20 protein-coding genes are annotated in these 25,635 nt (G+C 43.6%); 3 read left to right on the top strand and 17 right to left on the bottom strand.

The features are described from left to right. Positions 1-28: 28 nt before the first annotated feature. The 7 genes from GOM71_RS07040 to GOM71_RS07010 all read right to left on the bottom strand — a co-directional run bounded on the left by GOM71_RS07040 (position 29) and on the right by GOM71_RS07010 (position 7,004). Entirely contained in the window at positions 29-1,084 is a 1,056-nt protein-coding gene (locus GOM71_RS07040; protein WP_156279213.1) for an ankyrin repeat domain-containing protein, read from the bottom strand. Between the two features lie 38 nt (positions 1,085-1,122). Continuing rightward, a complete protein-coding gene (locus tag GOM71_RS07035; protein ID WP_156279211.1) occupies positions 1,123-1,689 on the bottom strand; it encodes a DUF4256 domain-containing protein in 567 nt (188 codons plus the stop codon). A gap of 194 nt (positions 1,690-1,883) precedes the next feature. Continuing rightward, entirely contained in the window at positions 1,884-2,744 is an 861-nt protein-coding gene (locus GOM71_RS07030; protein ID WP_173275317.1) for a DMT family transporter, read from the bottom strand. Between the two features lie 182 nt (positions 2,745-2,926). Next, the gene (locus GOM71_RS07025) at positions 2,927-4,600 is read right to left on the bottom strand and encodes a M56 family metallopeptidase (protein WP_156279207.1); all 1,674 of its coding nucleotides are present in this window, start codon (positions 4,598-4,600) and stop codon (positions 2,927-2,929) included. 9 nt (positions 4,601-4,609) lie between these two features. Next, the gene (locus GOM71_RS07020) at positions 4,610-4,963 is read right to left on the bottom strand and encodes a BlaI/MecI/CopY family transcriptional regulator (protein ID WP_253944742.1); all 354 of its coding nucleotides are present in this window, start codon (positions 4,961-4,963) and stop codon (positions 4,610-4,612) included. A gap of 341 nt (positions 4,964-5,304) precedes the next feature. Further along, the gene (locus GOM71_RS07015) at positions 5,305-5,931 is read right to left on the bottom strand and encodes a type 1 glutamine amidotransferase family protein (protein ID WP_156279203.1); all 627 of its coding nucleotides are present in this window, start codon (positions 5,929-5,931) and stop codon (positions 5,305-5,307) included. A 110-nt stretch (positions 5,932-6,041) separates the two neighbouring features. Beyond that, a complete protein-coding gene (locus GOM71_RS07010) occupies positions 6,042-7,004 on the bottom strand; it encodes a helix-turn-helix transcriptional regulator (protein WP_156279201.1) in 963 nt (320 codons plus the stop codon). 157 nt (positions 7,005-7,161) lie between these two features. Here GOM71_RS07010 and GOM71_RS07005 point away from each other — a divergent pair, with 157 nt between their 5' ends. From GOM71_RS07005 to GOM71_RS24055, 3 genes are read left to right on the top strand one after another with little or no spacing between them, the layout of a single operon-like run. Continuing rightward, positions 7,162-7,452 (top strand): transposase, encoded by a 291-nt coding sequence (locus tag GOM71_RS07005; protein ID WP_156279199.1) that lies wholly within the window; start codon positions 7,162-7,164, stop codon positions 7,450-7,452. Positions 7,453-7,511: 59 nt separating this feature from the next. Then, the gene (locus tag GOM71_RS24060; RefSeq protein ID WP_216651716.1) at positions 7,512-7,949 is read left to right on the top strand and encodes an IS3 family transposase; all 438 of its coding nucleotides are present in this window, start codon (positions 7,512-7,514) and stop codon (positions 7,947-7,949) included. Next, positions 7,930-8,328, top strand: coding sequence for a DDE-type integrase/transposase/recombinase (locus GOM71_RS24055; RefSeq protein ID WP_367649498.1), 399 nt, complete (start codon positions 7,930-7,932; stop codon positions 8,326-8,328). The genes GOM71_RS24060 and GOM71_RS24055 overlap by 20 nt, the downstream gene beginning before the upstream one ends. Positions 8,329-8,387: 59 nt before the next feature. Here the strand turns inward: GOM71_RS24055 and GOM71_RS06990 are convergent, their stop codons facing one another. The 10 genes from GOM71_RS06990 to GOM71_RS06945 form a co-directional block, all read right to left on the bottom strand. Then, positions 8,388-9,692 (bottom strand): TIGR02679 domain-containing protein, encoded by a 1,305-nt coding sequence (locus GOM71_RS06990; protein WP_156279195.1) that lies wholly within the window; start codon positions 9,690-9,692, stop codon positions 8,388-8,390. Between the two features lie 18 nt (positions 9,693-9,710). Then, a complete protein-coding gene (locus GOM71_RS06985) occupies positions 9,711-13,889 on the bottom strand; it encodes a TIGR02680 family protein (RefSeq protein WP_156279193.1) in 4,179 nt (1,392 codons plus the stop codon). A 2-nt stretch (positions 13,890-13,891) separates the two neighbouring features. Next, on the bottom strand, positions 13,892-15,088 hold the full coding sequence (locus GOM71_RS06980) for a TIGR02678 family protein (RefSeq protein ID WP_156279191.1): 1,197 nt from the start codon (positions 15,086-15,088) through the stop codon (positions 13,892-13,894). Beyond that, positions 15,060-16,598 (bottom strand): TIGR02677 family protein, encoded by a 1,539-nt coding sequence (locus GOM71_RS06975; protein WP_156279189.1) that lies wholly within the window; start codon positions 16,596-16,598, stop codon positions 15,060-15,062. Before GOM71_RS06975 ends, GOM71_RS06980 begins: the two co-directional genes overlap by 29 nt. Positions 16,599-17,213: 615 nt before the next feature. Beyond that, entirely contained in the window at positions 17,214-18,149 is a 936-nt protein-coding gene (locus GOM71_RS24860; RefSeq protein ID WP_156279187.1) for an HD domain-containing protein, read from the bottom strand. Positions 18,150-18,170: 21 nt separating this feature from the next. Then, positions 18,171-19,673 (bottom strand): DUF2357 domain-containing protein, encoded by a 1,503-nt coding sequence (locus GOM71_RS06965; protein WP_156279185.1) that lies wholly within the window; start codon positions 19,671-19,673, stop codon positions 18,171-18,173. Next, a complete protein-coding gene (locus tag GOM71_RS06960; protein WP_156279183.1) occupies positions 19,648-21,897 on the bottom strand; it encodes an McrB family protein in 2,250 nt (749 codons plus the stop codon). Before GOM71_RS06960 ends, GOM71_RS06965 begins: the two co-directional genes overlap by 26 nt. A 16-nt stretch (positions 21,898-21,913) precedes the next feature. After that, the gene (locus GOM71_RS06955; protein ID WP_156279181.1) at positions 21,914-22,099 is read right to left on the bottom strand and encodes a hypothetical protein; all 186 of its coding nucleotides are present in this window, start codon (positions 22,097-22,099) and stop codon (positions 21,914-21,916) included. Positions 22,100-22,112: 13 nt separating this feature from the next. After that, the gene (locus GOM71_RS06950) at positions 22,113-22,397 is read right to left on the bottom strand and encodes a hypothetical protein (protein ID WP_156279179.1); all 285 of its coding nucleotides are present in this window, start codon (positions 22,395-22,397) and stop codon (positions 22,113-22,115) included. Between the two features lie 172 nt (positions 22,398-22,569). Continuing rightward, a complete protein-coding gene (locus GOM71_RS06945; protein WP_156279177.1) occupies positions 22,570-25,623 on the bottom strand; it encodes a type III restriction-modification system endonuclease in 3,054 nt (1,017 codons plus the stop codon). Between the last annotated feature and the right edge of the window lie 12 nt (positions 25,624-25,635).

The following is a 25,635-nucleotide window of genomic DNA, read 5'->3' as shown; positions in this document are numbered from 1 at the left end:
CCTTTCGATTTTGCCGCCTATGCCCGTATCAGCGTTTATAATTAGGCTGCTCCAGCTGGAGTGGATTTGGATTTGAAAGCACCCAGCATACCGCCAGTTCGCATAGCCGTGCGAGTTCATCATCGCCGTCTCCGTTTTTAATGCTCTCTGCCAAGGTTTCTGCCTCTATAAGCAATGAGGAATCCAAGGGCTTTCCCGAGCCAAGGTGAATAATTAGAGCCTTCAGCATTCTTTTGTAATCAGAATCCCAATTTCCGCCGCCATTGCCCAGTATTTCATTCGATACCCGGCCCGTAATGCGAATGACTTCTCCTTGCACCGTTTTCGCGTGGCCTTGAGACGGAACTAGCAAATCCCATAATTCCTTATGCTGTGCCTGCCAATCCATCGCAGTAACTTCGATCCGTGATAAGCCGTCGTGCATCTGCCGATTTTTAACCGGAGCAACTTCAAATCGTTCGTAGAGGTGAGATAAAGCGGCATCCGTCGCTTCCAAGTAGTCCTTATTGAAGTTTTCTCTATGAAACTCGAAGGTTTCGCCGATACGCTTAACCGATTCCATCATTTCCTGCGTTACCGGCGTTCCGGCATCAAGCAGGATATCCGCTATTTGGGACAAGCTCTCTATATCCATATTCCTGCACCTTGCCAATGCCAGTGCTAACGGCGATTGTCTGCTGTTGTTTAAAGCATGAATGTTAGCGCCGTTGTTGACCAATACCTGAACCGCCTTGGTTTTATACGAACCAGCTGCTGCGTGCAATGGAGTCTCGCCTTGATAATCCACCGCTTCCATGTTTGAGCCCAATTCCAGAAGCAGTCTGACATTGCCGATCCAGCTGCTTGCTTGCGCATGCAACGGGGTACGTTTATACGAATCTACCGCATTGATGTCCGCGCCTTGCTCAACAAGCCAGCGAACCAGCTCATCCGGTATTTTGTAAAAACTCAAGGCGGTTCCTTTGCTGTAACCTCCTGTAGCGTTCCACTCGCATTGCTCAAACACCGCTTGCAGCTTGGAAATGTCGCCTTCCTCTATCCATTCACTGAAGTTTTTAGGCAGCGTTTTTCTTCTTTTCCCCATTATGAACCCCCAGTTAAAGATACTTTTCCAGTGGTGAATTATACGCTTAACGAGCCTCTGAATCCTCTCGCGGCATAGTAAGACTCCGCGCCGTTGTGATACACGAAGACTGTATCGTAACGACGATCACAGAAGAGGGCTCCGCCAAGCTTTCTAATCGCTGCGGGAGTGGCAACCCAGCTCGAAGTCTTCAAGTCGAACTTTCCTAGCTTTTGAAGTTCCCGGTATTGTTCTTCGGTCAGAAGCTCAATTCCCATGTCAGCCGCCATGTCGATCGCACTCGTCTGCGGCTTATGTTCTTTCCGGGATTCCAACGCTTCGCGGTCGTAGCAAATGCTCCTGCGCCCTTTAGGGCTCTCCGTCGAACAATCATAAAAGACGAATTCGTTCGTTTGAGCGTCATACCCAACGACATCCGGTTCGCCCCCGGTATTCTCCATTTCTTGCAGCGGCCCTAGTTTCTCCTCATGAGCTTCTAGCTTCGCTTGTACGTTAGCCCATTCAAGGCCTTCGTGGCGGTTCATATTTTTCTCAAATCGGGCTTTTAAGGTTCGGAGCAGATCTTCGCGCTGCTCCTGCGACAACACTTTTTTATCGTTGGACATTTCAAGTTCCCCTTTCACATTGGCAGCTTTTTAGCGAGCGATACTGGTGCTCCGCAGCCTCGCACTTAGATTCTTCTCTTCCAACCACGTACTTTCTTCTTATTAACAAATGGATTTGCCATCTTATAAGCTCCTTCAATGCCTAATTATACAATAAATGGGACGATAAGTTTCACTTCATTAACAAGATGGTCCTATCCCCAAATTCCAATAATAATGACACCAATGGTAATTAAAAAAGATGTAAATAATCGCCTTGTTCCTTGTTTTTCTCGAAGAATGAAGATTCCCATAACCGTTCCGAATACAGTGCCTATCTCCCTCATCGGTGCAAGCTGTGCTACTGGCGCGATAGATAGGGCAAATAAAAAGAGCAGATATCCTCCTGGTGCGATAATTCCGCCGAGCAATATGATCTTCCAGTTCGCTTTAAGCTCATTACGTATTCTGCCCGAATTGAATGTTGCCCATGAAAGAACCAATAGGTTTCCAAGGTTAGTTGCTTCGTTTAATACGACTGCGGATACATAATCAAGGGCGATCTTATCCACAACTATATAGCTTGCTATACAAATTCCCACCACTAATGCCAGTAAAGGCGCTTTTGATGATGACCATTCAACACGTTTGAACTTTATATTACTTAACAAAGCAATTCCTAGAACAATCGTGATAACACCGAACCATCCCATGACGGTTAATTTCTCACTAAGCAATGTCACTCCGAGCAATGGTACTAGTACCGGGCTTGTGCCCCTCATAATCGGATAAACCTGTGACAAGTCCCCTACAGAATATGCAGCCGCGAGTAAAATCACATACATTCCATGAAGAAGCATGGATGCAAGAATGATCATAAAACCGGTTCCGTTTATTAGACTCCTATCCCATTCCATGATAGCCCACGGTAAAAAAACAATAGTTGCAACAAGCTGACAGAACCAGAGGAATACATTCTTATCAAGACTCTTCTTTGTATAAAGGTTCCAAACCGAATGAAGGAAGCCTGAACCAAGTACCAATAGAACAGCTATACCAAACATCTCATCACCCACCGCAACCAATGAAAATAATTAAATCAACATTTTACCATCTAATCCCTAATATTGGAACATCATTGAAACATAAAAAAGACACGGCAGAGCAATTCCGTGTCTTTCAATAGCCTTCGATTTCCCTACGACGGCCTCTTCATACTCCCGTTCCCCCGGTGTACCCCTTCTTTTATTTCGTCAACTTAAAGTAGGTCATTTTTTTCAAGAAACTTAATTCTTTCCCAATAATCTTGTTTTGCATAAGTTTCCGAAAGTATATTGTTCGACACTAACAAGTCGTAAAATGATTTCAGCATCTTTGCAGATATATTATACGGGAGTCTCTCAGTAGTAAACATCATCCTTTGACCGTCAATCAGAACAGAAGCTATTTTTTCAGGCTGTATAAGTTCAATCTGTACGCCGTTCCCATCGATTATAAAATACATCTCCTTCACATTTTCAAACAATAAATGCTTTACTTCTGCCCCGTTTGCCAATCGATTCTGAATCTCTTCTATTGAATAGCCCGGATTCGGATCATTTATCAGCAGCCAATTTGCAAAATCTTTTGCATCGACTTCATCTGTATCATATTTTTTCCAAACTGCGCCTTTATCTTTGCTTATCTGTATTGTGTTATCCATCATGACACGTAGATATATTTCGTTGTCCATATAAACTGCACGATACTTTGAAGCCATGAGGCTGTCTATCAACTTCGGTACATCATATTTCTTGTTGAATGTTATATCGATCGGCATTAAAGCTGTAGCGGCGTCGGCACCTTGAGATAATGCGGGCACAATTGTAGTGTCGCCACCTTGATATAGTGAGGGCACACTATAGGCTATAGGTGCTGTAGGATTGTCGACACCCGTAGAAACTTCCGATTTGTCCAATGCAGAAGTCGCGAAAATGATAACGACACTAGCGACAAGCCCAATAGCGAGAAGCATCGTGGTGATCGTGATTTTCTTGGTTTTCATAATCGATATAATCCTTTCTTCGGTTGAGTTTTTGGAAAAGCTGCTAATCATCGGCGACAAGCCGAATTTCTTTTCTTCCAAACGTACAAGCGCCCTAGCATAAGTAGGTTTCGTGTTTTCCCCAAATTTTCGTATGACTGTTTCATCACAGAATAGCTCGATATCACGGTTGGCAAGAATATACATGACCCATACAAAAGGATTGAACCAATGGACGCATACGCTAATGGCAAGAATCCATTTTTGTAGTGTGTCGAATCGCTTGATATGCGTAAATTCGTGGGTTAGGATAAGCGCAAGCTGTTTTTCATCGTCATAGTCTAAATTTTTCGGCAAGAGTACAACAGGTCGAAAAATACCGTATGTAAGCGGAGTCGAAATATGATCTAGTTGCCTGATTTGAACATCTCGCCATAACAAATTTGAATGCTGCCATTTTCTTATAAAATCGTTTCTAATAGGCACAGCCATTTTGTAGATTTTGCGATACCTTAAATGCGGAATGATAAAAAATAAAGCAAATAACGTAAAACCAACTAACCACACCCAAACAAAAGGCGATATTTGTGAAGCCGTCTGCAATGGCATAATCGGCGCGGTCACATGTTCCGTAATTGGTGGCAGGATTACCGTAGTTCCATTAATAGATGTTGAACTTCCTGGCGTGGGAATCAATTTTGGCGCTGTAAACATTCTGCTTAAATGTTCCGCTGCCGTAAAAATGCTAAATTGCGATTGAACTGAAACAGGTACAAGCAACTGAATTAATGCAACACCCCAAAGAATCATAAAGGTCATTTTGGGCAGCTTGTGAATAAGCAAGAAACGTAAGAAAATAACTGCAAGAATAAAGACAGAAGCCGCGATACTTATTTGAAGTAACGACATTCCCTCACCTCATTCCATGCTATCGATAAGACGTTTCAAGCGGCTAATCTCTTCTGTCGACAGTCGTTTCTGTCCCAACAATGAAGCAATCAGTCTGTCGGGGGCGCCATCATACATTTTATTAATCAACTCTGTTGTTTCGTGTTCTTGCGCTTGCTCTCGTGTAACAAGCGCATGGCAAACGAAATTAGGTTCCCGTCGTTCAATCGCCCCTTTATCAAGGCATCTTTTGATAATGGTATACGTAGTAGTCTTGCTCCACCCTATTTTTTCCTTTGTGATTTCTGCAATCCTCTTTGCAGCTGTATCGCCTTCTTTCCACAAGATTTCCATAATATTAAGCTCACTATCGAATAACTTCATAACCAAAAGAAATCACCTCATTCATATATATTCTACTGCTGTAGAATCACATATCAGGATTCTACTGTAGTAGAATGCAATTGTAAATATAATCCTGTAATTTTCTTACACCTATTCTCTCTTCCTCATGCAGCCCTTCTTGATTGTCTTTGAATTTTAATATTCAAAATGAAAAAGACGCCGATTATTCGACGTCAATCCATCGTTTCATATCCAACCCTTATGTGTCCAAGTTAACAAAAAAAGAGGGGTACACTCCCCCTCTTTGCTATTTCCGCCAATACATCTGAACGATTAATCTCTCCTTACCAACACTCCACATGCCTTGTATCCCTATACTGTCATTGGATTGAGCTCATTAGCTCGTAGAAGTATTTAGGTTCATGAGTTTTATTAAGACGATACCAAGCGTCTAATGTTTTGGGAGAAAATAAATCTAGCGCTTTTAAGACATGAACAGAAAATTCTAATGGAGCTACTCCGGATGCAGTGATCAATCTCCCATCGGTGACTGCAGATTCCACTTTGTAATATTCTTCTCCCGTGTAAGAAGGGCAAACCATTTTAAGGTAGGCCAAATCATTGCTTGTGTGCCAACGTGAAGCTAACAATCCTGCTTGAGCAAGTCCTAAGGTAGCACCGCAAATTGCTCCAACTACTATCCCTTCCTTTAAACACATCTCGGCAATTTTTAATATGGGTACATGAACAGCTTCTGTCCATGTATTTCCACCAGGTAAAATCAGTGCATCTATGCTTTTAATTCTGCACTCATCCACTTTAACATCAGGCATTATTTTCAATCCGCCCATTGTAGTTACTGGAGTCTTTTCTATCCCAACGGTGACTATTTTGGCAGGAGCCAGCCCCTGTCTGAAGTATCTTCCAGAGTTCAGTTCGGCGGCTAAATAACCTATTTCCCAATCGGACATGGTATCAAACACATAAAGATATACGGTATTATTCATTTCTAAGTGCTCCTCATCAAGTTTATTAGGTTACAGCAACCATTCATCTATAATGAGTGGTTATCCTTATAATAAAACAGCTTCACTGACAACTACTGTCAGTGAAGCTGTTAATCTTGATAATATTCCATTAACTCTGAAGCAACCGCCACAAGTCTATTCTTTAGATTCTGTGGCTCTATAACTCGAATGGATTTCCCATAAGGAAGAATGATTAACGGAACATGTGTATACAGTGCTTCTTCCTCAAGTAAAAAAATGGCTTGCGTCGATGTCCGCTCCTGCAAATGATGCTCCAAAAACCAATGTATGCATAAATCATCCAACGCCTCTGCCTTGCCACTAATAATTAAAGAAATGTATCCAGATTTACCTGCTACATCTGGTAACAGAGTTTTCATAAAAAAAGTCCGCGCTGAGAAATCATTTGGACGCCTAAATGAGAATGGCGTGCGTGTGATGCTCAGAATTCGTTCTACCCGAAAGCTGCGGATCTCATTCCGCAGGTGGCAGAATGCAATGGTGTACCACTTATTGTTCCAATTAACCACGCCATAGGGGTCTATTACCCTATTGGGGGACTGCTCTTCATGACTGTTACGATAAGAAATTTCTACAGACCATTCATTTGCTACAGCGTGCTCCAATTCCTGCAATACCGGCTGTACAGCGGGGTATCCCCTGCGGTTTATTACTTCAAATCCGGCTAAATGATGGCTTAGTAACCTTTCCTGCTCCTGATTCGAATACATTTTCAACTTGGATGTTGCATTTTCTAATGCCTCACTCAAAGGATACCCCGCTTCTTTTGCAAATAGGGCAGCATGAAGCAATGTCTTTTTTTCATTAATACTAAACAGCAGAGGAGATTTGATAAAATTGTGCAGCAAGCTATACCCGCCATTGTGCCCTGTGTCGGATATGATAGGGACGCCACTGGCACATAGTGCATCAATATACCGATAAACTGTTCTTATATTTATCTCTAACTTTTCCGATATTTGCTTCGCAGTCAATTTCTCTCCCGAATTCAACATCCATAGAATTGTTAGCATATTATCATTTTTTGGCATAACATAACCCTCACCTTTGATTAACACTATACTTAAATTCTAACAAACACTTTAAGTGTTTGCTAATCAACTGTATTCTGGAGTGCTACGATAAAAATGCAGTCGAAAAACCCCCTCATATGAAATAAAGTAAAAGCAGACGAGGGGACGAGAGACAATGAATCGATACGACAAAGCATTCAAAGAAGAAGCAGTAAGATTGAGTGATGAGATTGGCCCAAAGAAAGCCGCCGAGCAGCTAGGCGTAGCCTACCACACCTTGCAGAATTGGAGAGAGCGAAGAACTCTGCACGGCGATGGAGCGCATATTGGGAGTGGACGCTCCTATGCATCTGCGGATAAGACTGCCCGTGAAATCGAGTTAGAAAAAGAAATAATCGAGCTGCGCCGCGCGAATGAAATTCTCAAGGATGCACTCGGTTTTTTCGCAAAAGACCGAAAGCGGTAAGGGCATACCAGCTCTATACTTACATCCATGAACGACGGGATCAGTGGACCGTCAAGGAGATGTGCAAAGTACTTACTGTCAGCGAATCGGGCTATTACCGCAGCTTGAAGCCCACATCCAAAAAAGAGCGGCAGCAACTTCTTCTGGTCAAAATCAAGGACATCATTGGAGAACATGAAGACAATCGTAATTACGGTGTCCAGCGTATTGTGCTGGCGCTGTCACAAATAGATATCAAGACCAGCTACAGCACGGTCTATCGCATCATGAAGAAGCACGGACTGTTGAAGAAAGCCAGGCGTCATCCAAACGGCATTACACGCGAGGATGCCGCAGCTCAAAAGAGTGAAAACCTGATCCAGAGAGACTTCAGAGCCTCGGCACCCAACCAAAAGTGGCTATCGGATATCACCGAAATCTTGTTCAGACGGCAAGCTATATCTGTCCGCGGTACTGGATTGTTTCAACGGCGAGATCGTGGGCCTCGCCATGGATGACAACATGCGCAAAGAGCTCTGCATCCAGGCCTTTGAGAACGCCTCTAAGGCAAAGAATGCTCGCGGAATGATTTTTCACAGTGATCGAGGCAGTCAATTCACGAGCTATGCATTCCGAGAGTGTCTAGCTAAACGAGATGCCATTCAGAGCATGAGCGGCACAGGGCGTTGCTATGACAACGCTAGGATGGAAAGCTTTTTTGCTACGCTAAAGAAAGAGAAGCTGTACCAGATCAACACGGAGCGCTATCCGATGGCCTATATGAAATCGGTCATTTTCAGATACATCATGGTCTATTACAACAGACAGCGGATCTACACCACTAATCCAGGGGGCTGGCCCCCCGCTATTTATCGCGAAAGAATGCTGTCACAGTAGCTTAGTAACGGAATTTCAGAATGAGGGTGTTTTCAAACTGCACTTTCCATCATGGAATTTTAGGTTGTTAATTCGCGAAGAATATCATTGTAATAATGCTCAATTAACTTTTCTTGAAAGGCGGACTTCCGATGTTCAAGCATAATTTGAATAAGTTCTTGTAGCTGTGGTTCTTTAATGTTGGTTAACATCTTTTCAGAATCAAACGTTTCATCAGATAAACTTAGCAGATAACTTTCTTTATCGAACCGCCATGGCTTAACTTTAGATTCTAAGCGCTTTATAAGATTTTCAGCGATAGATAAGCCTTGCGGATCATGGTCGCCAGCATAAAAAATAACATTGTTACTTTCAGCTATTTTAACGAGCAACTGGAGTGCGGATAATTTCATTCTTCCATGAGTACATAGGATACTTGGCATGAACGGCTTGTCTTGAAATTCTTCGATTAAACTTGCATACAAAGATGAGTTCTCAACAACGAATACCTTTTGCTTATATGCTTCAACTCTCTTTAGACGAAATACATCACGTAAAGGTAAATTACAAATTGTTTTTTCTTCAATAGCGCCCTCAAGCACCTTAAACAAATCTTCGTTATCTTTATATCCACGAATCCCAAAGCAAGAAACAAAGTTAAGTACATCATCTCGCCATATCCTGTGAGTGCTAAGGATCTCCGTGATTTCTTCTGCATTGGGATTGGTTTTATATACCCGGCCTTCCCTTTCCAGTAGTAATTGTAAAAAAGAAATGAGGAGACGCCCCGCTTCTGTTTTAACATCAAAGAAATGCGGACTATCCGTTACATCTGTTGCGAAAAGTGCGAGTCTCTTGGGTTGTTGAAGCGGAAGTTTATTTACCGCATTAAGTGAAGCACCTAGCACGGTTTTAAGTGCCTTTTTGTCTTGTTGATAAAGTGCATGCACTTGAAGTGTCCCTGGAGACTTCTCGCTAATTTTAGCCATGATAAAATCGGCATTGGAACCGGGATGCGCCTGATGGAGTTCAATGAAGAAACGTTCTTTCTCCTGTTCAAATGTCAATTGTTTTTCTTTGTTCGTGATGATTGTTTTGCCGGTATACGCCTCTAATAGCGTTAAGAGTGTGATGCCGGAAAATTTTGTTCCTTGGAGCTTTTCTTCAAAAAGAAGTAAGGGGACGGATAGCTTGTCCCCGTTTCTCTTAAGTTTGTCTCCGATTACACCTCGGATGGTAATAAACTCGTCATCCGTAACGTGTTCCAGGATAGCGTTGCCGCCAATGCGTTCTAAGCCTTTGTACCGTTTTTCAAACTCAACGAAAAGACGGTCGAAGCCCTTCTTCTCTTTGAAATATTTCGCAGCCTCGTTGGCTATGCTCATGACGTGTTCCCCACTTAGTTAAAATAAGGTGATTTGCGAGTTAAATGATTCACTGTTATCTTCCGGCACTTCTTGAGATTCATCGACAGGCAGTTTTCGAATGCCATTCCATGTATAGGCTGTGGACATAACCACGTTTGCATTGCCTAAACGGCTTAGAACCGCAATATAAAGGTCCGATACTTCTTCGTAGCAAGCCCATATCGCTTGCGAATTCAGCGTGTAATCAAAATCATATGATTCGATAACTTTGAATGCTTCTCTGATGTTCTTTTCGTCGACGCCGGCAAATGCTTCATCCAGTGCAAATATGCGCGGTGCATCAGGTCTCGCATTTTGCAGCCTGGCATCTACCGCGGCAAGTAGCGGAGTATACATTGCCATCGCACGCTCGCCGCCTGAGAAGGTATTAAAATTACTTTTCTTCATTTCTCTGCGCGGTTCGCCTGCCTTGGTGTAATAAATGATGAATTGGTACCAATCGCGGTAATCAAGCACTTTCATGATGTCTTCAATAAAGGAAGAAGTGCCACTTAGTTCGGATTTGCGTTTGGCTTCGTGCACTTTGGACCGGAAGTGCTGCGCGACTTTCTTTCTGTCGGTATCCGAGAGAAGGACTGGGTCTTTTTCGAGGATACGCATCAAATCCGCTGTGTCCAGTTCGTCCTCGTTTGGATTGCTTTTTGGCGACCACACCATGTCAAACTTTAGCCCACTTGAAATTTGGGTGCGTTCCATGATTTCGTTGATGCGCAGTACCCATTCTTTTGCGTTGCGGATTTTTCCTTTGATGATTTCTCCGACATGATTAATGAGAATGTCTTCGTAAATCTCGATATCCTTCTCTGCCATCACATCGGCGAGAATTTTATCTTGCTCTTCGAGTTTGGTTTTGGAATAGTTCGGCGATACCCGGCGAGCTTGGTACTCCAGCGTAACCTTTTCGCGCTTCGCAATCATCATCAGGATGTCACAAAGACTGTTTTGGTCAGCGGTTAATTCCGGTGCGTCCAGTTCAAATTCGACCGGCTCCATGCTGAGATTGTATTCAGGCAGTCCTTTGTCTGCTTCACCAAAGACGGTGCCCATATCACTCTTAATTTTAACTCTATCTTTTTTCGTAAGCAGATTACCAAACTTCTGTATAACGACAGTTGCAAGAGAAACAGGGTCCGCATCTAACGGTAAGCCCAGTCGTTCTCCGAATTCTTTAACGTCTTGCAAAAGTGCTTTTTCCCAAGCGCCAACAAACCACGTTAAGAAGCGCTTTTTTTGTTCTCCAAGCGGCAAACGGTCTTTTAAAGTTTTCAAGGCATTATCTAATTCCCCGAAAGAACGATTAAGGTAAGAGAGGTCATTGGGTAATTTGTCTAGCTTGTCGGCAATCGACTTTGCAAGTTCGCGTATACCTTCGGCATCCATTTCTTTTAATTGTGTTTCGTAGCTATCAATCCTTACGGTAAGGCTTTTTAGTTGACCATCAAGTGCAAGTACCGCCCCTTTCGCCTCTTCGATGGCATCGCCGATTTCCTGTATTTTTTCATCTTGGTTTTCGAGCAGTGTTTGCTTATCGAAATATGAACGGCAGGCACTTTTCAAGTTTGTGAGAGCCGATTTAAAATTGCCGATGTTTTGGCATTCCTGATAAATCGCTTGCTCGTTTCTGTCTACGGAAAGGGATTCAAATTCCGAGTTGATTTTAGCAAGCAGCGCATCAAGAACCGTTTTTTGTTCCTTGAACTTATCATTCAAACGCACGAGGTCCGGTTCTAAAATATCGGCAATGTAGCTAACGATGGTTTCCAGTTTCCGTTTCGTGTCTTTAAGCGCAGCGAACTTCGGAAACCGTTTGAACTCTTCTTCTACTGCCCCTATAATGACTTTGCTTTCATCAATGTCGGTTTGGAGTCGCGCAATTTCGTTGTCCAGCCCTACAATCTTCTCCATCAATGAAGCTATCTTGCGCAGGCGTTCTTGTTCACGCGCATGTTTGCCAATATATTTTGCCCCCCCATAGTCCGGAGCCGTGCCAAAGACAAAGGAACCTTTGAAAGCACCGTTATCCGATACATAATGTGCATCAGTGTCCGAAATCGAAATCCCTTTAAGGACCGCTAAGACATCTGCTTCCGTTATTTCATCGCCGCTTGCAACATCAAAGTATTGCGTTAGGTTGTTTGTAGTTGCGGGGTTGTTGCTGCTTTGGACTACTTGAGTCTGCGCCGCGCCTTGATAAGGAGTCGGCACAATAAGCGAGGTCAAAATACCCGCTTCCGCGAGCACGGATTCTAAGCGCGATTTCTGCTCATCTGAGAGGCTTTGTTTAAATTCAACCGCAGCATAGAAAGGGACAAAGGGGATCCCTTTGGCTTTAAGTTCTGCGATTTGTTTTTGCTTTGGTTCAGGAAGTTCAGGTTCAATTTCCTCGTTTGCTTCAAGCGCCGCCTTTTCCTGTCCTGCACATGATTTCTCATCCATTTTGGCTTGCTTTTGAGAAGCGAGCATTGCTTGTGTAAGCTGAAGATTGGAGATCTGCTCATCCCGCTCCCGCAGGATAGGTGCAAGCATTTCTTCCTCGGTTACCGATTCCAAGTAGCCATTCATCATCCGCTTTACCGTCGTAGCGCTATTAACGCTAAGTGTGAAGGCGTGAAGGTCTTTTATCCAGGTCTCAACTTCGACATAGCTATTATTACGTTCGCGGTCGTATTGGTCCGCTTGGTCACTTCTAAGCTGTCTTTGTACATCCAATGCCGTTTGCTTTTCTCCGATTTGTTCGCGCATGTCGGTAAGTATGCGTTTCTTATGCTCGTAATCGGACCACTGTTTATGAAGCGATTCAAGCTGTTGAAGGCGAACCCGTGTCTGCGTCTCCCAATGGAAAAAATCATACCTTCCTTCATTTACATGCCGTTTGTAATGGTCGATGAAAGCGTCATATATATCCGCGAACGAAGTGTCGTAAGCTATTTCTTCTAGGTTTTCTAGTACGGCTTTCATTTCTTTTTCAATTTCCCAAAGGTCGTCTTCTATTTTGCGGCGGACATCTTGCTCGGATGATAATGCTTGTTTTTTGTTGTCGAAACGGGACGACTTGTCTGTTTTGTCGCCATCTAACTTTTGAAATGTATTTTTAGCCGAATTGAGTGCATCTTCAAGATTGCTAACTTCGTCATGTTTAAGTTCAGACCTTGCTTCTTTAAGCCCCTCGATTTCACTTTTAATCTCTTGGATTTGAAGCTCGGCAGCATTAAATGCTTCGGTTTTATCGGCAATTTCAGCAAGTATGGCGTCATATACGGCGTTCACGTTTTGCAGCTCTTGCATGTTATCGATGAAATGTTTTGCCTTATCCGCAAACACGTAAGAAACGTAATCGTCGTAGCCTTTGTCGAGTTTAACGGCGAACGATAGGTCTGCTTTCGTCTTCATGATTTCGCGCTGGGTTTGGTCTTGTGCTTGTACGGTTGTAGTCAGTGCCGATAATTCTTGCTCGGTTAATGAAGGCAAGGAATGATTGAGAGTATCCTTCAGATCATCAGGTCCCCCACCTTTTGTAAGCTTCGGGCTTTTCAGGCGAACAAGCACATCCGTAAACAGTTTGAGTCCGGATTCATCAGGGAAACCAAAAAGTTTGTCATTGATGAGTTTGGCATACTGGTTTAAATCCACCACATGACCGGAGTCTCCAACTTCGTTTACGAATTGTTTTCTATCGAACGGGATGTTTTCGAGGGAACCGTCCAGCATCTCGGTTTTATAAAGTGATAGTAAATTTTTTCCTTTTTTAACACGACGATTCGGGATAACAAAGCCCCATGCATCCTCCATCTTCCGGTTTTTTCGTTTGGCATACATGCCGATGCCTGTTGTCATGTACTCTTCCTTGTCGCCAAGTTTGTACTCAACAACAACGTAACCAATACGCTCTGTAATGTCTTTGTTGAGCGACTCTTCGCCAAGCAAAATATCATAAAACTTGCGGTCGCTCGATTCAAACGGGTCCAGGCGTTTTGGGTCTTTGTTGCCGTCGATAAGGAAGGTAAAGACCGTATTCATGGCAATGGACTTTCCTGCACCATTGTGACCTTTAATGAGGAGTCTGCCATTTCTGAATTTATATTCTTCGTTCGGGAAGTACCAATAGTTAAAAAATATAATGCGGTTTGGCTTCCAACGTTCAATATGTCTTTTCATAGTTAAGCTCCCTTCGAGCTCTCTTCTTTCGATTTTTCAAAAAAACGACCGATAACGTCGTAAAGTTTGAGTTCGCTATCCTTCGTAACTTCGGCTAATTTCCAATCCATTAGTGTATTTACAATACTATTTTTGATTTCGGTAATGCTCATGCCTTTTAAGCTGCTTGTCCACGTATGGCTGTGCTCGCCAACCAAGTGCCGGCACATCATATCCAAATCCGTAGGGGTCAAAACGACAGTTCCGTCTTTTTGCTCTGCGAGTGCATCGTCATTATCTATGATTTTTAACCGAAGCAAACTGGCGAATTGGATAACCAAATTGGCTTCCGAATTACTTGCGGGGAAAAATTTACGGAACGTGCCGACACTATCTCTCACCAAAAAGGCACTGGCGTCGAAAACATCAAGGTTCATTTCATAGTAGGTTTCGGCGTGTTCATTAAGATAACGCCCATATTGCTGAAGGTACTCAAAATCCGCTTGAGGCACCTCGTATTTGTACAGGGCAGGTTCTAAAAACAGTTTACGGTACAAGACGTGTTTTCTTTCGATGCCCAGATCGCGTTCTTGCATCTCTTGCAACGACATGACATCGTGAAGGGTCATCTTTGTTTCTAGCCCAAAATTGATGTTGCGCATAAAATATTTCACGAGTCCGGTAGAGCGAAGCAAAGCATCTCCGGTTTCTTTGTCTTGGAAATCTTCGATGTTTTTATCGACGACTTCGATTAAGCATCGACGAACCGTTTCTTTTAAAGCGCGAACGAGCGATAAACGATTGCGGTAACCATCGTTGCCTTTCCAAGTCAGTGTTGGAGAAGAATCCACTAAACTGCTATCCGTCCCGCTTCGGGGATAATAAGAAACAACAGCTTGGCATACATCAGATAGCGTAAATTGCTTCGACGTTTTGCCATCGAGGAATGCAAGTATACAGTAAAACATGACATAGTCTTTTGTTTCCCTGAAATCAGAGATACCGTTTGCCGCTTGCGGTGTAATTTGAAATTTTTCAAGCTTTGCGAAATCCGCACCCAAGACCAGCTTAAAGCGGAAATAATCTTTAAAATAATCGCGTAAAGCGCCTTCGTTTTTCTTTATTTCATAAAACAATTCCGGATTATCTTTACGTACAATCCAAAAATTGTCGAGCAGTTGATGGATGCACTCAAGAAACTCCTGTGAGGGCTTTTTCACGTACTTTCACCTCTGTAAATGTCAATTGAAAATCTGGTAACGAAAGGTTACCATCTGTACATCGCATTTCGACGTTTTCTTTGCCCAGAATGTGGAGCTTAAATTTAACGCCAAGCTCTGTAGAACCTTCGTAGACGCCAAAACCGATTTCATTAAGTAAAGCCGCATCAATCCAATCAAGAAGTGCCCTGCGTACAAATGGTTCGACCATGTCCATTTCTTTTATAACGAGATAGGGCTGGCTGACCAGTTCTAAGAGCACGCTTTCTTCGTATGCCAGTCGTTCTTTCATTAACCGCTGCTCTTCGAATTGTTCTTGCGTGACTTTGGTTACCTTAAGATTTCGCTTCGATTGCGTTTCGCCGGTCGGTCTCACCCGGTATGTCACATCTACTTCGTCGGGCTCAAAGTCCCAAACCGTTCCGTCATTTCTATCCGATGGTTTTCTTGCGAGTTTAAAATGCTGAATGCCTTCAAATCCAAACAGATAAGAAAAAATTTTGTGCGCTTCGTCAAGCGTTGAAGCGTGAGCCATATCCGCCAGTCGCAAAAATTCGGTCACGCGGCTCTTTTTAACAAATTGCCGCTCCGCATGAAAATGAGCAAGCTTGGACATTTTGCTGATGGCATCTCGCGTGCGAACTTCTAAATAATACGCTTTGCTTGGCTTGCTTCCATTTGCAATGAACCAGTTGCGGATGCCCGTCCAAACATCAAAAAAAGTCTCAGTATACTCTTGGTCCGAAACGACCGCAGTTGTCGGGATGCTTTTCTTGAAGCGAATGAGCTGTGTAATAATCGACTCTATCTTTTTCTCCGAGATGCGCGTGATAATATTAATAATGGAAGGAGAATTCCGGTTGAGTTCAACAATGAAGTCAGTCAAATAGGAACGGAATTGATTCTTAAACACAATAAAAGCGTCGGTTTCCATTTTGCTGTCGAGCTTATCGCCACTGATGTGATTTAAATAATCGGAAGCGTCATTATCAAGCTTTGTAAAGCGTTCGTAGAGTTCATCCCACGCTGCATAAAGGTCCTCTAAATCTTTAGTATCTAAATCCGCCGAAACAGAAAACCCATTTACTTGTATAAGCGCATTATACAAACGTTCTGTTAAATTTTTGTCGAGGGAGCCCCCGCGAATTCGATTGAGCTTTTTTTCCAAGAATATAAGCGTTTTTTCAAATTCGATTGTATACTCCGTCAATGAATACGTTTTTCTGTTTTTTATTAGTTCTTCGAGTGTCGCAGCGTCCGTATTGTCTTGATTTAAAATTAAATTTTTATTGCCTACGAGGACGGATAAATCGCCATCAAGCTTCTCCATGGTGTAATCCCCAAACTCCGGGAATTGCTGAAGATAGGTGAGGATTTCAACTGGCAGAACATCGTTGTTAAAAATACGATGCTGCTCATACATATATCTTAAAATTGTACGATAGTATTTTGTATCTAGCGTAGAAAGATAGATGGCTTCAGGCACTTGACGCATAACTGAAATATCCATTTTATCTGGGCTCTCCCCTTTCAATTCCGTAATGTTGCCTTTTCGGGCATATGCACGACAACGCTTACTATCTCTTTAGAGATGCCACGTTTACGATACCCTTTGTATTGAAGTTTTTTAAATAACAGTACTTTCGCAAGCTACCGTAAACGAACACACGCAGATCATCTTTATTCATCACGGCTAGAACCTCCCTGAAGTTCTTCATTATTGCTGCTCGTCATATTTACGCCTTGCACTTACCACATTTCTTAAATTCATAATGCGGATAGTTATTTTCCACCCAAAACGATGCCTCCTCTACAAGCGAGAAATCAAACCACCCGCCACCACCTTTGATTTATCTGATGCCTTTAAGACCTGTTTCTTTTTGAAGAACATGACCGCATGTGGATTATGTGCTGTAACATAACTTGTCAGTTTATTGAGCCGCATAACAGCATCCCCTTGTACAGTGCATAATAATATATATTGATGATTTAGAATTTGAGTATCAAATCTTCCTCCGAGTCTTAATTATGAAACAACCATTTGACCTCTACTTGTCACCGAACGCTCGTTCCTAATCAAAAACGAACTTCAATATCATTGAAGTCCGCCATGGTGTAGTTTCTTTTATAAGATCCCGCGTTTCATCCCACGCTTGAAATGATGAAAAACCTCGTGAGGATACATGTTTAATGCACGCATGAGTACGGTGCAGAAGCCTACAAGAATAGCAGGGCCTTCACTGTTAAATTCAAACTCAATGCCCCGTTCTTGTAAATAAGTTATCAGCCTATCGAAATCGTCCTGATAATCCGGATTTAGCGGATAAGCTCGTTCGTGGATATGCTGTATAAGATCCCATGCTCCTAGCTTGACAAACTTCGGCTGCCGCTCTTCAATATCAGACAGGTTGCCATACGCAGTTTCAAAAGCCAGATCAATAAACTTCTGACTCCTTCGAAATTTTCTCCACTCCGGTTGCGTCAACATGGCTCCGAAAACTTGTTCTATCTCATCTTGCAACTCATCTAAGAGCGGAAATCGCGATGCGTATCCAAGACTTTCAATTAGCCCAGTATAATACCATTGCTGGCTCTCACGTCCCCGTTTGAATCGCTTCCACGTATCTTCACCATACTGCTCCAAATCCCGTCTGATTGAGCGGATATTGTGCAGCTTATCTGCGCAAGACACCTGACGAATGGCCAGATTGGACGTTTTCAGACCCTCCAGCGTGTGCTGTTTCCTCTCCTCCCAAGTGGCTCCTTTGTCGGGTTCAGAGCACCCCTGGACAATTTCAAGAACAACGTGGCCGAACAGCGCAAGCAATTGTTCATTGGTCGTCTCGGTATCCTCAAGCGTATCATGCAGGATTCCGGCAGCTACAACTTCTTCGTTACAACCCGCTTTCAGCAAAATCATTCCGACTGCATACGGATGACTGATATATGGAATTTCTGTTCCTTTGCGCGCCTGATTTCGATGTGCATAGGCGGCAAATTCGATCGCTTTTTCAATGATTGAATGACAGCTCAATCCATGTTTATCTGCGACATCGGCCATTCTAACTGACTCCTCTCCGCTTCAAATCATTACCTCTATGGATCCTCTCATGATATCCATGAGCTTAACCGCTAATTTCATATTCCCTTCACCGGGCTTTAATGTATAAACCCCCATACGATGCTTCTGCATATAATCGTTGCCGAACAGAATCGAATTCTCCTTGCCGTCTGCAGGCGTAATAATATAAACCTCTTCCACCGCCCTGCTGCCATCCGTTGATCGCACGATTCCGTCCCGATACTTATGCATTTCTCCTAGCGCCATCGGTAGATTGCGATCGATGCGGTACTTAGGATCAAAAATATACAATTTCCCCTCGACCTCAAGAACGATATCCGGGATCATATCATGCGTATACGTGACGAAATCAAGCGTTGACGGTTTGAACCTTCGTTGGTAAGCAAGAGTGGCGCCGCCAACCAGCTTAATCCGGCTCTCTTTTGTCTCGGATAAATTCAAGACTAGACCATTCTGCTCAAGGGTAAAGAGATCGGAAGAATTGAGCAATGAGCCGTTTTCCCGCAGTATCTTGACCAGTTGCATAAAGACCCATATTCCATAAAGATGATACGTGTCTTTTAAGGGAATCGAGCTTTGAAGACCGATCGAGTACTCATTAAATTGATAGAGCTGCTGAAACCAAGAAAACCAATTACGATAAATTGGATGTTTGCGAAACACTTGGGATACGACGACCGAGCCGGCGTGAGGCTGTAGCTGCTGCAGAAAAGAAGAGCGAAGCCACCCGTTCACACGATCAAGATAATAACCGGCTTTGGATCGTATCGCATCCAAGGATATGCTCTGGTACTCACGCAGAAGATGCTGCAGCTCGCGCAGTTGCCGAAGCAACACTTGGTTCTCATATACGCTGTACGTGTCCTCGCGCACACCAGACCATACGAGCTCGGGAACGGGAATTTCTCGACTCATTCCGTTGCCTGGATGTCGTTCCGACCAAGCAAGTAGCGCCGGCGTCACATGCTTCACGTTTTCTCTGCGAATCCATTGATCGTTCGTGGTCAGCCTGCGAAGCGGTCTGGCTTGAATGTCTCGAAACCATTGCTGCAGCCGATAAAAGGAACGATCGATATAATCCCACTGCGCCAAAGAGGTTTTTCGAGCGAAACCTTTGCTATCGAACTTCAGATAAGCCCCGCAATGCTGAAAACAAGCCGCCGCTTCCGCGAGAATATCCGCTATCATTTGCGTGTAGCCTGCTTCGGTTATTTTCCGCTTGTCGGGAAACAAGTACGTCTCAAGGGTTATTCGTTCAGCTTGTTCAATTGTGAAAGTCAGCAAGCCAGACTGGAAAGGCGCCGTCCATTCGCCTTCCCAGCCTGTTACCGTTCGCACCATTGAGATCGGCATGCCAAGCGCAAAAAATTGAAATGGCTCCCGGTACGACGTTCTCCAGCGATATATTCGTGCTTCCTCAAATAGCATTTGATCAATCGGAGTCCATATCCCCGTGTCCGAGCAGTAGAATTCGGGATTATCTCCAGAACTGGGTAGCGCCATATCGATCCAGTTCTCCTTTCATGCGCAGCAAGTGATAGAGCGACTCCGATCCGTCACCGAATAACGCGGCTGCCCAATCGATCAAGTCGGTGAGCAAAGCATCAATTCGCTCATCCCCGCGAATCTTGGGTAGCACTTTCTCGGCAATCACGCGATCGACCGCTTCCTTCTTCTCCATGCGAATATCCGAGTCTAGTTCCTCATTGGCGTACAGCTTGCGGAGCATCTCATTCATCGTCCGGTAGCCGAAATGAAGCTCATACCGGCTTAGCTTTACATGAAGTGTCTGCAGCATTTTCCATTCTTCCTGCAAGGCGATCTTATACTTAGACTCCGCCGCATTCCAGAACTGATCCAGATCGACATCAGACAATGTCATCACGAAGGCTCTGTCCAACACCTTATCCGAGATGCTGTGCGTCGTCTCGTCAACGTTAATCGTGCCAATCACATAGAGATTATGAGGGATTTGCAGTTCTTGTGGTACATCCGTAACATGGCTCTCCGTATGTAGACGTATTGGCTGCCTCGATTCGATCGCGCTTAAATAGTCGCTTAAGTAATATTCGACACGTGCCAGGTTCATTTCATCAAGTACGACGAACATAGGCTTGCCTTCCTGAATTGCTTGCAGCACGGCGTTCAGGAACTGCGTCCGCACATACCTTTTTTCCAGCGCGCTATAGTAGCCGAACAATGATGTCGAATCCGTCCAATCGGGACGAACAGGAATTACCTTCAAATACGGATTATACGCATCATGCGTTTGGCCATATACAGCGTTTGCATAAAGCAGACACAGTCTTGTTTTGCCTGTTCCAGAAATGCCGTTCAAGATGACAAAGTGCTTGTCCTCCAGACTGACCAGATTTAAATGAAAATCTCGAATGATCGCATCTGCGTAGGTGAACGGGCTTTCCTGTACGTTGGACAGGATGGAGGACAGATTAAAGTCGTGTTCGAATAATTCGAAACTCTCGTCCGCTCCTTCTTGAGACGGCGTCTCGGCAGGAACCGCTTCTTTAGGAAAATGAAAGTACCCTAAACAATCCGTGAAAATCGCCGCTGCCGTAATCATCGTCTTCTTGACCTGTGCAATCGGTTCAACGAACTGCTGCTTGTCATTGTCCCAGGTTCCGACATGGAATGCATTGCCTTCTGTCGTAACCTGATGATTCTTTAATTCCTCCATGGCTTTGTTTAAATATGCTTTGTTCTGATCGACTGAATTGTCATTCCCTCGCGTCTTGAAGCTTTTCGTAATTTTCCATTGCGATTGCCCGTCTTCCCGAAGCATACGCAACTGAGAAAATAGTACGCCGTTCGCATGATTGAGTCGGATTCCGATGACTTCGCCCGGATCCCGGATATATTGGTCAAAATTCCCTTGTACAAGCAACTGGCCTTTCTCGTAAAGCCCAAACTCCTGCTTCCACTGGTTGGCCTTTACCTGTGCTGTGGCCTCAAACTTCACATCATAGGATTTTCCGAATAATGTAATCGAGAACTCTTCTTGATGAGCATTGAATCGTTCAAAAATCCTAAGTGAGTGCGCTTGGCTAGCGGCCTCGGCTCTTCTGAACTGACGAAGCGGCGCTAGCTCATTCCATGTATTCCAAATGATCTCAACTAACTCTGCTGTGTGCGGAATCCGCTCGAAATCGATTTGAGTTCCGAATAAGATCCAAGGTTTCCGTTTTTCTTTGATACACGTTTGAAGATAAGGGATTAACTCGGATCTTTTAATCGGAGTATCTTCTTTGTCGCTGATATACACTTGTACGTTCTCAGGCAGCGATTCAAGTACTTGGGCGAACTGCTTCGCATTGCTTTGTGTACGGACTGCTTCCCAATAGGGATAGAAGTTGTCGGATTGCGTGATTTTGAACTTTCGATCCATGCCGTTCAGCGACAGCATCAGTGTAGAGAACTCCGATGGAGACTGGCTTTTGTCGATCAATTCAATAAACGCCTTTTTGCCAATATCGGAATTCCGCTTGCTGTCCGCATATTTGGGGTTCCGGGCATCGTGCATCGTCGTGCGCAGCGTCACTTCGTAGGTATGAACATGATAATTCAGCAGTTCTGGCGCATGGTTGGCGTATTGACTCTTAAACGTATCCATGATCTGGCGAAGGATTGGCTGGACTTCATCAAGCACGCGTTGGCAACGTATCGACGTATCGGGAATAGACAAAGCTTCTTCTATTTGATGGATGTTCATGTTGGCCTCCGATTATTTATTCGTAAGGATTTGCTCTGAGAGTCATTCCTGGATTGGTAAGAGAAAGCATATACTGATGCTCCTCAAAAGCATCCGATAATCTGGATATCAGCTCGCCATCCAATTCGATCGCTAACGCTTGCCCCTCTTCGAAAACACAAGCAGGAACCGCGCCTTCTAAAATTGGAATAGCAGATTCCATTCGAATATATCCTTTATGTTGCCACATCAATAAGCTCAGGAGGTTCGGGACATTGAGTTAAAGCCGGCCTTCTTACCTTGAGCAAGATATCCAACGAATCTTCTGCATCAGGTTCTCTACCCAGTTCTAAAAATCGACATTCAATATCCTCATGCTTGGGCAGTTCAGATACCCAAAGCTTCCAACGTTGATCATCTATCGATTTTTTAACCGGATTTTTGATTTGATTTAATGCCTGCAGATACTTAAAAATCTGAGTAAGTCTCATTCTCACTGCTTCTTTCGAATTAGTGCCCATGCCTTAAGCACCCCCATTTATATGACTTTTGATTCAGAACTAACATACTATATTTTCGTTATCATCCAACATATTCCTTCTCATTACTGCCTTTACAATAACAAAGTTCCCCGACAATAGGCTGTCAGGGAACTGATGTTTGGATGAAGCAATTCTTTTTTTCAGGAGACTACTATCCTTTCACAATCTCCAATAACTTCTCGTAGTTGTTAACAACGTCGTACTTCAATTGGTCAGAGTTGAGCTTGGCAAAATGCCGTCGTGCACATTCAATCTTCGCCTTCTCGATTTCACGCAGCTCCATTGAGTCCAAAGAGCCTTTCGTCTCAGCAATAAAGTAAATGTGCTTGATGCCGCCTTCTTTAAATACAATAGCCCAGTCCGGATTGTATTCGCCGACTGGAGTCGGGATGTAGAACCCACGCGGCAGCTTGGCATAAACGTGCACTTCGTTGCTCGTATCCAGCTCTTTCGCGAATGCCCGCTCGATCTTGGAATCCGTCACCACATAGTCATAGATGTGCTTTTCAACGGCAATCGCATTTTGACCAAGCTGCCCCTTCAGCGTGTTCTTCGTGAACACATCCGTATGGAACGTATCGTTGATTACATCGTAAGTGATGGACTCGATGATGGTCGTAGCCTTTTGCTCATTGATCAGTCTAGATGTCCGGATAATAAACTCCTCGGGATTTTTCTGGAATAACATGAAAGTAGATTGTTTAATGCCTTTCATGATGGCGACAATCGTTTTTCTTGTCAGTTTTGTTTCATCCATCAGCTTTCCGATTAAGTCGTACTTGATCTTTGATGTTGCCGCACCGTGCACATACTCGGTTTGAGTCTCTCGTGTTACAAATGACTCGCCTTGCTTAAGTTGTTCTCGAGACTCAATATTATTCATTTCCCCATGTTTAATGGAGTAACGGATGGAGGGCACCTGCAAGTTCATATCTAAGGCCAAAACACATTTACGAACTAGTTCTTCAGAGTTGAACTGAACCGTATAAACAGATCTTTTGTTTATTCGGTCCCACAATTCCTTGAACTCTTGCTTGTGAAAGTTGTTGTTAACGGTGATAGCTGAAATCGTGTTTTTCCGATCATCATTCGTCATATCCGACTTACCTTCAACGTATATGGATTTGACCAACTCGATAAGTGGTTCTTGATATGCACTCAGCCCATCAGGCAGCTTGACATTCTGCTCTTCTACTGCGGCGAAGTAACCATCGGTCAAATGGAAGTCGTCATCGACATAGCCATTCTTTATAAAAGCAAATTGTAGCTTGCTTGCTAGTCTCTCGTCGATTTTTAATTGCTCGCCGCGTGCATTGGTAAGTACTTTGTCCAGGAAGAACCCAGTATCCGCTTTGCGTGGACGATCCGATAATGTAGCTGCAATTTCGTTTTGCAGCTGTTTAGCGAATTGCTCATAGGACTCGCTGGCAATGACAGTTAATGAGTTGATCTCATGAACATCAATGCCTGGTATGCTGGTATCTATGCGTTCGCCATGCTGATTTACACACAATCTTAGTCCACGTCCGACTTCCTGCCGTTTCTTGATTGTTGAGTCGCTGTGCTTTAGTGTGCAAATCTGGAATACGTTAGGATTGTCCCAGCCTTCTTTCAAAGCCGAGTGGGAGAAAATGAACCGGGTCGGTTCCTCGAAGCTGAGAAGACGCTCCTTATCCCTCATGATCAAATCGTAAGCGTCTGCGTCATCTGAATCGGTTTCCTTAGCAGATACTTTCGAATCAACAAATCGGCTGTTCTTCTTGTCGATAGAAAAATACCCTTTATGTGTCCCGCGTACTTGAATTGAATTCAGATACTGAATATAGGGGTCATCTGCAAACAACGAAAGCTGTTCATTTAGTAGTTCCATATATTCTTCTTCAAAAATGTCAGCATAAACTCCGTTCAGTTCTGTGCTGTCTTTATCATATTGCCGGTACTTCGCGACTTCATCGATGAAGAAAAGAGAAAGCACCTTGATTCCTTTATGGAAAAGGACCCGCTCCTTCTCAAAGTGTGACTTGATCGTCTCCCGAATTTGAATTCGGCGGAAGTGATTCTCACTGACATCTCCCTGTACGTCTCCTCCGTATAAAGTAACGCCATTGGTGAAGCTTATACTGTTATTCTGTCCGTTGATCTCAGAAATCTTGTATCCTTTATATTGCTCCAGATTTTCGGACAATTGATAGAGGTCATCACCGGTTACTCTTTTCTTGGAAACTTTACTTAAACCGGATTTTGTTTTCATTTCGTACTCAAGTCGGGCTATGGGTGCATGCTTATCGCTGATATCAATGCCTTCGAGATATACATAGCTGTTGGTTCCGCTCGTTCCTTTAACCGAGATACCTTTAACACTGATTTTTTTAACCAGCTTCATATTGTACGCATCCAGAGCATCGAGGCGATAGACTTTGTTATAGTCCTCTTTATGAGTGGCCGAATATCGCAAAGTAAACAACGGTTTAAACAACTTTAGCGAATCCTTGGTCTTCTGACCTTCCACCGATTGCGGCTCGTCAATGATCAGGATCGGATTCGTACTGGCAATAACATCGATTGGGCGTCGAGAGTTAAAGTCGTCCAATTCCATATAAATTCTTCTTGCATCCTGACCTCTCGCTGCGAACGCCTGAGAGTTAATTATCATGACATTAATCCCAGCATCGCTGGCAAACTGCTCGATGTGGTGCAATTGCTTCGAGTTGTAAACGAAATAACGAGCCTTTGAGCCATACTCGGCCATAAAGTGGTCTTCGGTAATCTGGAACGTCTTGAGCACACCTTCCCGGATCGCAATAGAAGGGACTACGATGATGAATTTGCTCCATCCATATTTCTTATAAAGCTCAAACATCGAGCGAATATAGGTGTATGTCTTACCCGTACCGGTCTCCATCTCAATGGTCAAGTTGAATTTACCTTCAAGTCGTTCTGATAATTTCAATCCATTTTCGCGTTGTGTCGATTGAATATTACTCAGCACTTCTTGATCAATTAGCTTTATGGGATTGTTCTTGAATCCATATTCTGATTCATTACTTGTAGTTGATTGAAATAAATCTCCTACATACTCAGTTTTCTGACGCCGCCCTTTATCAAGGGTAAAACGAGAGGTATCGTTTGGTTGTCCTGCGAATACATCAATAATACTTTTAACGGCATCTGCCTGGAACTGCTGGTGTTTGAATTTAATTTTCATCGTTGCCCCTCC

Origin of the sequence: Paenibacillus sp. NEAU-GSW1 (genome assembly GCF_009737085.1) — a bacterium.
Lineage (GTDB): Bacteria > Bacillota > Bacilli > Paenibacillales > Paenibacillaceae > Pristimantibacillus.
The sequence above is the reverse complement of the archived record's forward strand: the minus strand, read 5'-3'. Positions and strand labels throughout refer to the sequence as shown.